The sequence below is a fragment of the Pseudomonas fluorescens genome, assembly GCF_001307275.1.
In the GTDB taxonomy this organism is placed as follows: Bacteria; Pseudomonadota; Gammaproteobacteria; order Pseudomonadales; family Pseudomonadaceae; genus Aquipseudomonas; species Aquipseudomonas fluorescens_AA.
In genome coordinates this window covers 5234181-5245329 of record NZ_CP012831.1, presented here as the reverse complement: position 1 = coordinate 5245329, position 11149 = coordinate 5234181, and the positions used below count along the sequence as shown (strand labels likewise).

Below are 11149 nucleotides of genomic sequence, written 5' to 3'. Positions count from 1 at the left end.
CTAGGAAGAAAGCCACATGAGTAATGAATTCAAGCCTGGTCTTAGCGTAGTCACCGGTGCCAGTTCGGGTATTGGCCTGGCCGTTACCCAACGTTTGCTGGAGCACGGCTCCAACGTGATCGCGATGTCGCGACAGATCGGTGGCCTCGGCAAACTGGTCGAGCGGTTTGGCGACAGGCTGTCCTGGCTGCCCGGCGACGTGACACAGGCGACCGACCAGGCCAGGCTGGCACAACTGGCCGCCTCCATCGGCCCGGTGGATTGCCTGGTACCCAATGCGGGAATCGCGCAACTGGCCGACGGCCTGGACCTGGCCGCTTTCGACAGGCAATGGGCCGTCAATGGCGCGGGCGCCCTCAATACCCTGAGCAGCCTGCGCGAGCACCTGGCAGCCGAGGCGTCCGTGGTGTTCATCGGCACGTTCCTCGAACAGGTCAGCTTCCCGGGGTTGGCCGCGTACATTGCATCGAAAGCGGCCTTGCGCGCGCAGATGCGCACCCTGGCCGTTGAACTGGCCCCCCTTGGCGTTCGCCTCAACATGGTTTCGCCGGGGCCTACCGCCACACCGATCTGGGGCACCCTGGGCCTCGATGCAGAGGCTCTGGGCTCGGTGGCGAGCACGGTCAAGCAACGATTGCTGGGTGGGCAATTCCTCGAACCTGGAGCCGTGGCAGATGTCATCCTGTTCCAATTGGGCCAGGGTGCACGGGGCGTGTATGGTCAGGACTGGGTGGTGGACAGCGGCTACACCTTGCGTTGATTGCGGCGAGTCCTGACTAGAAGAGACAGTATGTTTGGCTGAGCATGTAACCCTGTGGGAGCGAGCTTGCTCGCGATAGGGTCAGGTCAGTTAGCATCAATGTCGGCTGGGTCGCCGTCATCGCGAGCAAGCTCGCTCCCACAGGTCGTTCTTTCGTGCCGAGCGATGGGTCAACGGGTGATCACAGGTGCTGTCTCATTGGCTGAGATAACGCACTATCCCCACGCCTGTTCTGGGCAAGCCCAAAACCCACCCGGACACCACTATCTTGCCGTCGGTTTGCAAAGAGATACGCCTTGCCGTATCCAAACCACCCAGGTCCGTCATGACTCGACCGTGCAATCCAAACTCGGGATCTGGCGCGCCATTGGGGAGGAACCGCATCAACGTGAAATTGGAGGTTGCTGCGGTCCCCAAGGAGCCTCCCGCTGCAATAATTTTATTGTCCTGTTGAATAGCCACAGCGTGATTCTGAGCTTCGTAACCATGAAAACTAATAACAGCAGGTGCTCCGTGATTAAAAGTCTCGTCCAGACTTCCGTCAGGATTGATTCGCGTTGTCAGCGTATGGAACCCCTTTGACTCAATATCCGCAAAACCCACGGCCACGATTTTTCCATCCTGCTGCCGCTCGGCGGCAAAAATTTGCGCGAGTTGGCTGTTTTTTACTTCAATCGTAACAACGCCTTCCTCACCAAAAGAACGATCTGGTCGTCCATCACTCAGGTAGCGTGCAAACAACAAGGCCCCATTTTTTGCCCCGGCGAAAAGCAGGCGGCCATCCGGGAGTATGATCAGTGATGAGAAGTAAACCTTCCCGACAAACACCATGCCGGTTTCACCGAAAGTCGGGTCAAGTTCCCCTTTGCTGTCAAGTCGAAGGAGAACTTCATCATAGTTCTCATACCCCCTCACAACCCTTGCGACGAGGACGATTTTTCCGTCGGGCTGGATCGCTAGAAGATGAGCAATATCTTCGCCAATCGGCAAATCGATAATCACGCGCCCTTCCTTGCCAAAGGTGGTGTCCAGTTTTCCGTCAGGCAAGATTTTGAGAAGATAAAGTATCTCTTCAAATTGTTCCCCGACATTGCCAAATATAAACGCGTGATCATTGGGTTGGACGGTTAAGCCGACCTGCCCTACCTGGACGCCGGGAAAAATATTGAGACGTGTGATTCCATGGTCACCAAAAGAATCATCCATATCGCCATTACTCAAATGTCGCACCAAAACGACGTCATCGGCATTGGCGGCAGCCGATAATATTTTTCCGTCGCTGAGTAACTTTGATGTTCCTAAAAAACTGCCTTGGGCAAGAGTGAACACTACTTTTCCCTCGTCACCAAAGCTTGGGTCAAGATCACCCGCCGCTTTTGCTGCTTTTTGCGTAGTCATACCCGCTGCTCCTGAAGGAAAGGATGGGACTACAGGTATAGGGAAAGTGTTTTCGAGTCACTACTGTCAGAGTTGACAGCACTGACGAGCGGTTTTAAGCCCTCATCATCAACTCGCCCTGCGCATCCACCTCCCCCTGCAACAACTCAACCACCCAATCGATAAACACCCGAACCCTGGGTGACAGCTGTCGGTGCGGCGGGTACACCGCTGAGATCGGCCACGTCGGCACGCCGTACTCGCTCAATACTTCGACCAGGCCGCCCTCGGCCAACTGCCGTTGCACGTGGTAACGCGGCACCTGGATCAAGCCGAATCCCGCTTCACAGGCCGTTACATAAGCGTCGGCGTTATTGACGGTCAACTCACTCGGCAATTGCATTTCGCGCCCCCGCCCCGCCACTTCGAATTCGAACGGGAAGAACCGTCCATTGCCAGAGGCAAAGCCGATGGCCTGGTGCGCCGGCAAATCCTCCAACCGGCGAGGCGTGCCGGCGCGAGCGAGGTAGTCGGGGCTGGCGCAGGTCAGCTGATGCAGCCGCACGATGGGGCGCGCGACCAACCCTTGATCAAGGATAGTGCCGGCGCGGATCGCACAATCCACACCCTCGCGCTGCAGATGGACCTGGTGGTCATGAAAACCCATGTCCAGTTGCAACGCCGGGTAGCGCCGGTAGAAATCCGGCAGGCGCGGCAGGATCCAGGTGCAACCAAAGGCAATGGGCATGTCCACCTTCAAGGTGCCGCGCGGCTGGCTCCGTTGCACCGACAGCGAACTTTCCAGGTCATCGAGGTCGTCCAGCAACTGGCCGCTGCGTTGGTAATACGCTTGGCCATCGAGCGTTGCGCGCACCTGCCGGGTGGTGCGCTGCAACAGTTGCACGCCCAGATGGGCTTCCAACTGCTGGATCAACAGGCTGACCGTGGCCCGGGGCAAGCCAAGGTCATCGGCCGCCTTGCCAAAACCACCCAGCTCGACGATACGCCGGAACACTTGCATGGCCTGTAATCGGTCCACTGTCGCGCCTCATTATTTAGATATCCCGAATAGTTAAACCAATAATCGTGGATTTATCCAGGAAAGCCCTTGCTGGAGACTGCACAGGTCGTTCATTTCCAGGAGCTATCAGCATGAAGACCCGCCAACTCGGCCATCGCGGCCCTTACGTTTCCTCCATCGGCCTGGGCTGCATGGGCATGTCGGACTTCTACACCACGGGCGTGGACGAGGGAGAAGCGATTGCCACGCTCCACCGCGCCCTGGAATTGGGCGTGACACTGTTCGACACCGCCGACATGTACGGGCCGCATACCAATGAAGAGCTGCTCGGACGCGCCTTGCGAGGCAAGCGTGAACGCCTGTACCTGGCGAGCAAGTTCGGCCTGGTACGCAGCAGCGATCCCCATGCCCGCGGCGTCAACGGCCGCCCCGAATACGTCCGGCAATCGGTCGAAGGCAGCCTCAAGCGCCTCGCCACCGACTACCTCGACCTTTACTACCAGCATCGCATCGACCCTGAAGTGCCCGTCGAGGAAACCATCGGCGCCATGGCCGAGCTGGTCCAGGCCGGCAAGGTCCGCCACATCGGAATCTCGGAGGCCAGCGCCGAGACCATCCAACGGGCCCACGCCGTGCATCCACTGGCGGCGGTGCAAAGCGAATACTCGTTGTGGTCCCGCGAGCCTGAACACAATGGCGTGCTCGATACCTGCAAGCGCCTGGGCATTGCGTTCGTCGCCTACAGTCCCTTGGGCCGGGGCTTTCTGACCGGCGAGCTGAAATCACCGGAGGATTTTGCCGCCGATGACTATCGCCGCTTCAACCCACGCTTCCAGGCCGACAACTTCAAGCGCAACCTGGCGCTGGTCGAACGGGTCAAGGCCTTGGCCGCGGACAAGGGCATCAGCGCCTCGCAACTGGCCCTGGGTTGGGTATTGGCCCAGGGTGACCACGTCATTCCGATCCCGGGCACCAAGCAGCGCAAGTACCTGGAGAGCAATGTGGCGGCGGCTTCAGTGGTGTTGGGCGCTGATGAACTGGCCCATCTGGATGGGATTTTCGCAGGCGAAGGTGTGGTGGCGGGCGACCGATACCAGGCGCAGACGATGACGTTGTTGAACGGTTGATCCGTCGGCTGGGCTGTCGGTTTCGACAGGCCGGATTCAAGCAGGCGCCAGCCCAGCCGATAACCCTATCAATAATAGCCCCAGGCTTCGCCGGGCTCTGCCAGTTGCATAGGGTAACGATCAATGAGTTTGCCGCTGAATCGCCTGCTGATGTGGGGCGTCCTGATGTTCCTCGCTGCAAGCGCTTGCGCGGCAGAGACACCCCTGCGCATCGTGACGGAGGAGCTGCCGCCCTACAACATGACGCAGAACGGACGCGTGACCGGCATGAGCACCGAAGTGGTCCAGGCCGTGCTCAAGGAAGTCGGCATGGACGCGCCTATCCAGCCCATGCCCTGGGCCCGGGCCTACGAACTGGCGCTCAACGAAAGCAATGTGTTGATCTATTCGATCGTCCGTACGCCTGCACGCGAATCGCTTTTCCAGTGGGTGGGCACCATTGGCCCGACACAGTGGTACATCTACTCACTGGCGGACCGGCCGGTAAAACTCGACTCGCTGGCCGACGCCCATGGTCACCAGATCGCCACGGTCAATCAGGACGTGGGCGAGCAATACCTGGTCTCGAAGGGTTTCCGCATCGGCGAGGAATTGCAGTCGAGCACCAAGTACGAACACAACTACCGCAAGCTCAAGGTCGATCACGTGGAACTGTGGATTTCCAACGAGCTCAACGCGCTGTACCTGACTCGCCAGAATGGCGAAGACCCGAACAAGGTGCTGATCCGCTCGCTGGCGCTTCCCGAACTGAGCAGCCCGGACGGCCTGAGCATGGCGTTCAGCCGCAAGACGCCGGCCGAAACGGTGGAAAAGTTCCGCGCCGGCCTTGAGACCATCCGTCGCAATGGGGTCTACGACGCCATCCTGCGCAAATGGTTATGACATGGGGGCCCCTTTCCGCACGGCATCGTCCCAGCCACCACCGACCAAGGCGTTCAGCTCCCTGGGACGGCGCCTGGTACTGGCAACGCTGTTGTTCTGCCTGTTCTTTACCCTGGCGATGGTCACCTGGCGCACCTGGCTGGCCTGGGAAAACAACCTGGCGGAAATGAATTCGGAGCTGGCCCTGATCGATCAGGTGTTCCAGAACACCTTGGCCTACGCCATTTGGGAACTGGACCGTGAATCCCTGGACCAGCAAATCACCAGCGTTGCCGCGGCAGCCCCCGTGGGCCGCGTGGTGCTGAACATCCTGCGCCCCGGGCAAGCGCCGGAAGTCATCGAACTCAATCGATACGCCGTCGATCAATCGGGTGTGGTGCCGGTGCTGCATCGCCAGCTTATCGCCGAGCCCTACGCCGGGGCCCATGAGAAAGTCGGTGAGCTGACCATCGAAGGCGATAATAACCTGCTGTGGGAGCGTCTCTGGAGCGAAGCACGCAGCATCGTCATCACCCAGCTCATCCAGTCCCTGCTGCTGGCCGGGTTGGTCATGACCATGTTCAATCGCCTGGTGACCGTGCATGTGGTGCATATCGCCCGTCACCTGGGCGGACTCGCGCCGCATACCCTCAAGCATCACCTCAAGCTGCAACGGGCGGTGAATCGCCAGGACGAACTGGGCCTGCTGGAATTCCAGGTCAACGAACTCCAGGACAATCTGTACGCCCACCTCGAACGCCAGCATTCGGACGAACTGGCCCTGGCCGCCAGCCGCGATCAAATGGCCGAACTGGTGGAGGCACGCACTGCGGAACTGAAAGCGGCCAACCAATCGCTCGAAGCGCTGTCCCGTCACGATGCCTTGACGGGCCTGGCCAATCGTCGCTACTTCGACGAATTGAAGGAAATCGAGTTTCGCCGGGCAATCCGCCACAACACCCCGCTGGCCGTGCTCATGTGCGATGTCGATTTCTTCAAGATCTACAACGACACCTACGGCCACATGCAGGGCGACCTGTGCCTGAAAGAGATCGCAGAGACCCTGCGCAGCGTGTTCGGCCGCTCCGGCGAACTGACCGCCCGCGTAGGCGGCGAAGAGTTCGTCGTGGTCCTGCCCAATATCGACGCCGCACAGGCCTGCCAAGCGGCTCAACGCTTTCGCACCAGCCTGGCGGAACGCGAGCTGCCCCACAGCGGTTCCAAGGTCTCGCCTTTCGTCACCGTGAGCATCGGCGTTGCCGAGCTGGACCCGGAGACCATGGACCATTTCGATCAAGTGCTGCAACGCGCCGACCAGGCGCTATATCGGGCCAAACACCAGGGACGCGACCGCGTTGCCCTGTAACGACCACCGCGCGCCATGAGGTCTGCATATGCACATTCGCCTGACACTCTGCTCATGCCTGCTACTCGCCTCGATCAGCCTGGCAAGCCACGCCGACACAATCGAAGTCGTTACCGAAGACTCGCTGTACGCCTATCAGCGTGACGACAAGGTCGTCGGGCCGGGCATTCGCATTGCCGAGGAAACACTGAGAAACGCGCAGCTCACCGACTACAGCCTGTCGCTGTACCCGTGGGCCCGGGCCTACGAAAAAGCGCTGCACGAACCCAACGTGCTGATCTTCCCGCTGGACCGCACCCCGGCCCGCGAGACATTGTTCAAATGGGTGGGTGAAATACATCGGGTGGCGAGCCGGCTCTATAAACTGCGCGATAACCGCGACATCACCGTCAGCAGCCTCGAGGAGGCCAAGCAGTACAGCATCGGCGTGGTGCGAAACGACGCCAAGCAGATTTACCTGCAGCAGCGTGGGTTCACCCGGCTGGTCATCTCGGCCAACAACCACGACAACTTTCAGAAACTGCTCAATCGCCAGATCCAATTGCTGCCAATGCCGGAGAACACCGCGCGCCTGATGAGCCAGGATGCACAACTGGATTTCGCTTCGCTGGAAGAGGTCTATACCCTCGACGAACAACCCCACAGGGTCCACCTGGCCTTCAGCCTGAGCACACCGGATGAAGTCGTCGCCAAGGCCCAACGCGCCTTCGAACAACTCAAGGCTTCCGGTGAAGTCGCACGCATCATGAACGAACAGCGGTAGACTCTGGGGGATCACACCGCAAGCAACGATGAGGTATGTCCCGATGAGTAAAGCGTCCTACGTTCCGCCCAAGGTCTGGAAAAACGACGCCCCGTCTGGCGGCCAGTTCGCCAGCATCAACCGCCCCATCGCCGGGCCGACCCATGACAAAACCTTGCCGGTTGGCAAGCACCCGCTGCAGCTCTATTCCCTGGCCACGCCCAACGGCGTGAAGGTGACCATCCTGCTGGAGGAACTGCTGGCGCTGGGTCATACGGGCGCGGAATACGATGCCTGGCTGATCCGCATCAACGAGGGCGACCAGTTCTCCAGCGGCTTCGTCGAGATCAACCCCAACTCCAAGATCCCGGCCCTGCTGGACCGCAGCGTGGAGCCCGCCATTCGGGTCTTCGAATCCGGCTCGATCCTGCTTTACCTGGCGGAAAAATTCGGCGCCTTCCTGCCCACCGATCCGGCGGGCCGCACCGAAACACTGAACTGGCTGTTCTGGCAGATGGGCTCTGCCCCGTACCTGGGCGGTGGCTTCGGGCATTTCTACGCGTATGCGCCGGAGAAACTCGAATACCCGATCAATCGCTTCACTATGGAAGCCAAGCGTCAACTCGACGTCCTGGACCGCCGCCTCGGCGAAAGCCAATACCTGGCAGGCAACGACTACACCATCGCCGACATCGCGGTCTGGCCCTGGTATGGCCAACTGGTGCGCAACAACGTATACGGCGCCGCCGAATTCCTCAGTGCCCACGAATACACCCATGTGCAGCGCTGGGCAGAAGACATTGCCAAGCGCCCCGCCGTCCTGCGCGGACAGCGGGTCAACCGCACGTGGGGGGATGAGGCGAGCCAGGTGCCGGAGCGGCATGGGGCTGGGGATTTGGGCTGAGGCCAGGTCGCACGCCGGCTCGGTGATGAACCTGGATTCCTCAACTGACACAGCCCCCTTGTGGGAGCGAGCTTGCTCGCGATGGCGGTGGATCAGCTGGCCTCGATGCTGGATGTGCCGACGTCTTCGCGAGCGAGCTCGCTCCCACATTGGATCGGGGGTGAACCTCAGTTTATCGACTGGCACCGCCCCCCTGTGGGAGCGAGCTTGCTCGCGATAGCGGTGGATCAGCTGGCCTCGATGCTGAATATGCCGACGTCATCGCGAGCAAGCTCGCTCCCACATTGGATCGGTGGTGAACCTCGCTTTCTCGACTGGCACAGCCCCCCTGTGGGAGCGAGCTTGCTCGCGATAGCGGTGGATCAGTTGGCCTCGATGCTGAATATGCCGACGTCTTCGCGAGCAAGCTCGCTCCCACAGTTTTTTGTCAAATGTTCAGCGGCTGGCTTCCAGCTTGTACCTATCACCCGCCGACGCCGGAGTCGTCTCATTGGCCAGGGCAAAAACACACTCATCCAGATAAGGCCTGACATCCGCCCATTTCTTGCGATCGGCGATAAACCCTCGCAGCTTCTTACCGGCATCCACAACATCCGGCTCATGGGCCATCAACATGAGCCTGGCGACTGAGCTGGCGTCATCGTCCTTGTGCTTGGCATGATCCTGCCGAGCGTAGGAATGAAACTCCTCGATCCGCCCCAACACAGCCTCGGCACCGCCCATGCACTTGTCACCCAGGACCTCTTCGCGCCGCTGCGCATGTCCACCGGCAAAGCTGTCCTGGACAAGATGAAGCAAACTGCCAAACGCCACCTGATTCACATTCGCCCGCAACCATGGACGCCCCACCGCAAAAAGATCCTGCACGGTTTGTCCGTTATTGAAATGCTGTTCCCAGCCTTCGATCTGGATGTCTTTCAAATAGGTATTGAGGGGGTAGGTACCATCGGCAACCCCCCAGGCGAACTCGGCCCACATCATGATTTCGCGCTTGGTCTTCTCTGGCGCGTCGCCCTCTTGGGACGCCATTGCATGCAAGAATTGCAGGTCGCCAAAATGCGAACGGGAGATGTAGTTCCCCGCTCCCATGAACGCCATCGGATCAGAAGCGCTTATGTCCTCGGCTTTCTCGAAGAGATTGACCCAGCACCGCGTCTGCGAGATGAAACCAACCGAGTAACGTCCATCGCAGCCCTTGGTCTTGGCATCGTCCGCGCCCGGCATGAACACCGGATCATCGTTCCAGCGAACCCCGGCAATGACATAAGCGCCGGCGTTCTCCAGGTTGGGGTTGCTGCAATCCTGCCAATCCCCGTCACACCCATAGATCTTCTGCGTCAGCGCCTCGTGGGCAGGATCGGAAAAGTTATGCAGCGCGAAACTGGCGAAAGGCACCGTCGCCTTATAGGAAACCCCGTATTTCTTGGCCATCTCCCGTTCAGCCAACGTGCCATCCGGCGAGAGTTGAAAAGCGTTGGCGTGTCCGATGCAACCCAACAGAACACCCCAGGCAACTCCTGACACGGCTTTGTGTTTGTTCATGAATCGTCTCTGCAAAGGGCGGTGACGAGCAGGTTCTCGTCTCGCGCCGGGGATGGGTTGTGGTGGGCATGGCAAATGGCAAGAGGCCATCGTCGATAGCATAGCGGGTGGGGCTTTGTCGTCCAGCGCGCAAATGCTGATTTTTTCCAGTAGGTTTCCTGGGACCAATACGAAAGTCGCTATCCAACAGACGGAGTAAATCCCAACCAAAAGCCCCTATGGACCGCCCCCGCAAATAGCACAAGCTCACGCCCATACAAGTCCCCTGCCGTGATCGCTACAGAGAAAGGACTCCGCACGCATACCTCGTACGCGTCACGTCGCGCTCAACCGAGTCCTGCCATGAACCTATCGAATCTCTTCAACAAAGCCCGAGCCCGCACACAGGGGGCGGTCAGCGTGGCCTGCACGTTGAGCGAACTGGACCAGGCACTGGCCAGCGTACGCATCACACCGGTATTGATCGCCGGGTTTGTCTCCCCTCACCTGGACATCGACCGGGTCGCCGCCAAGGTCAAACAGCGTTTTCCCCAAAGCGCCATCAGCCTGTGCACGACGTCGGGTGAGCTGTGCAACGGTGCGAACGCGCTGTATTGCCAGACTGGAGAGACCTGGGACCGGGTGGTGTTGCAGCTGTTCGACGCCAGTGTGATTGCGTCAGCCGAGGTGGTGATGGTACCGCTGGAGTGCGAGGACATTCGCGGTGGCGGCAAGCGCCTGGCCATGCGTGAGCGAATCGCTCGGTTGGTGAGTAACATCAAGCAGGCGCAGGTGAGCACGCCCATTGACCATCGCGATACCTTGGCCTACGTGGTGTTCGATGGTCTTTCGGCTTCCGAGTCGTTCTTTATGGAGGCGCTTTATGAGTCTGGACGCTTCCCCTGCCTGTTCGTCGGCGGTTCAGCCGGTGGCAAGGCGGATTTCAAGAAGACCCTGATCAGTGATGGGCAGCGCAGTTACCAGAACCATGCGCAGATTGTCTTTCTGAAAACCGCGGCGGATGTGCGCTTCGGAGTGTTCAAGAGCCAGAACTTCCAACCTGCCGGGCTGACGTTCAGCGTGCTGACCGCGTCGGTCGAAGACCGCACCATCGATCAGGTCATCGACAGCCGTGGAAACATCAAGAGCATGGTCCAGGCGCTGTGCGAGGCCTTCGAGTGCAGTGCCCAGGCGCTGGAAAAGAAGCTGGCCGATTATTCATTCGCCATCCGCGTGGGTGATGAGCTGTTCGTCCGTTCCATTGCCCGCATCGACCATCAGCAGCAGATCATCCAGTTGTTCTGCGACGTGGCGCCCGGCGAAGAGCTGGTGATGGTCAAGCGCACGCCCCTGCGCGAGGCGACCCGGCTCGACTACGAGAAATTTCTCAAAGGCAAAGGTGGCCGGCCGGTGGCCGCCATTCTCAACGATTGCATCCTGCGCCGGCTCAACAACAGCAGCGACCTGGGC

At 59.8% G+C, this 11149-nt stretch carries 9 protein-coding genes and 1 pseudogene; 7 read left to right on the top strand and 3 right to left on the bottom strand.

What is annotated here, in order from left to right:
* Positions 1-16: 16 nt before the first annotated feature.
* The gene (locus AO356_RS23410) at positions 17-760 is read left to right on the top strand and encodes an SDR family NAD(P)-dependent oxidoreductase (protein WP_060741770.1); all 744 of its coding nucleotides are present in this window, start codon (positions 17-19) and stop codon (positions 758-760) included.
* A 195-nt stretch (positions 761-955) separates the two neighbouring features.
* Here AO356_RS23410 and AO356_RS23405 read toward each other — a convergent pair whose 3' ends face one another.
* Together AO356_RS23405 and AO356_RS23400 are read right to left on the bottom strand one after the other, a co-directional pair.
* Positions 956-2158, bottom strand: a complete 1203-nt coding sequence (locus AO356_RS23405) for a hypothetical protein (RefSeq protein WP_060741769.1) — start codon at positions 2156-2158, stop codon at positions 956-958.
* Positions 2159-2252: 94 nt separating this feature from the next.
* Positions 2253-3176: a LysR family transcriptional regulator gene (locus AO356_RS23400; RefSeq protein WP_060741768.1), complete on the bottom strand. Its 924-nt coding sequence runs from the start codon at positions 3174-3176 to the stop codon at positions 2253-2255.
* Between the two features lie 113 nt (positions 3177-3289).
* On the opposite strand from AO356_RS23400, the gene AO356_RS23395 reads away from it, so the two are divergent.
* The 5 genes from AO356_RS23395 to yghU all read left to right on the top strand — a co-directional run bounded on the left by AO356_RS23395 (position 3290) and on the right by yghU (position 8158).
* Positions 3290-4285: an aldo/keto reductase gene (locus AO356_RS23395; RefSeq protein ID WP_060741767.1), complete on the top strand. Its 996-nt coding sequence runs from the start codon at positions 3290-3292 to the stop codon at positions 4283-4285.
* Positions 4286-4408: 123 nt separating this feature from the next.
* The gene (locus tag AO356_RS23390; RefSeq protein ID WP_060741766.1) at positions 4409-5167 is read left to right on the top strand and encodes a substrate-binding periplasmic protein; all 759 of its coding nucleotides are present in this window, start codon (positions 4409-4411) and stop codon (positions 5165-5167) included.
* 1 nt (position 5168) lies between these two features.
* Positions 5169-6512: a GGDEF domain-containing protein gene (locus tag AO356_RS23385; protein WP_060741765.1), complete on the top strand. Its 1344-nt coding sequence runs from the start codon at positions 5169-5171 to the stop codon at positions 6510-6512.
* 28 nt (positions 6513-6540) lie between these two features.
* Positions 6541-7275, top strand: a complete 735-nt coding sequence (locus AO356_RS23380) for a substrate-binding periplasmic protein (protein ID WP_060741764.1) — start codon at positions 6541-6543, stop codon at positions 7273-7275.
* A gap of 43 nt (positions 7276-7318) precedes the next feature.
* Entirely contained in the window at positions 7319-8158 is an 840-nt protein-coding gene (yghU, locus tag AO356_RS23375) for a glutathione-dependent disulfide-bond oxidoreductase (RefSeq protein WP_060741763.1), read from the top strand.
* 435 nt (positions 8159-8593) lie between these two features.
* Here yghU and AO356_RS23370 read toward each other — a convergent pair whose 3' ends face one another.
* The gene (locus AO356_RS23370) at positions 8594-9700 is read right to left on the bottom strand and encodes a hypothetical protein (protein ID WP_060741762.1); all 1107 of its coding nucleotides are present in this window, start codon (positions 9698-9700) and stop codon (positions 8594-8596) included.
* Positions 9701-10042: 342 nt separating this feature from the next.
* Here AO356_RS23370 and AO356_RS33460 point away from each other — a divergent pair.
* A pseudogene (locus AO356_RS33460) lies at positions 10043-11149 on the top strand (FIST signal transduction protein); the annotation flags it as partial.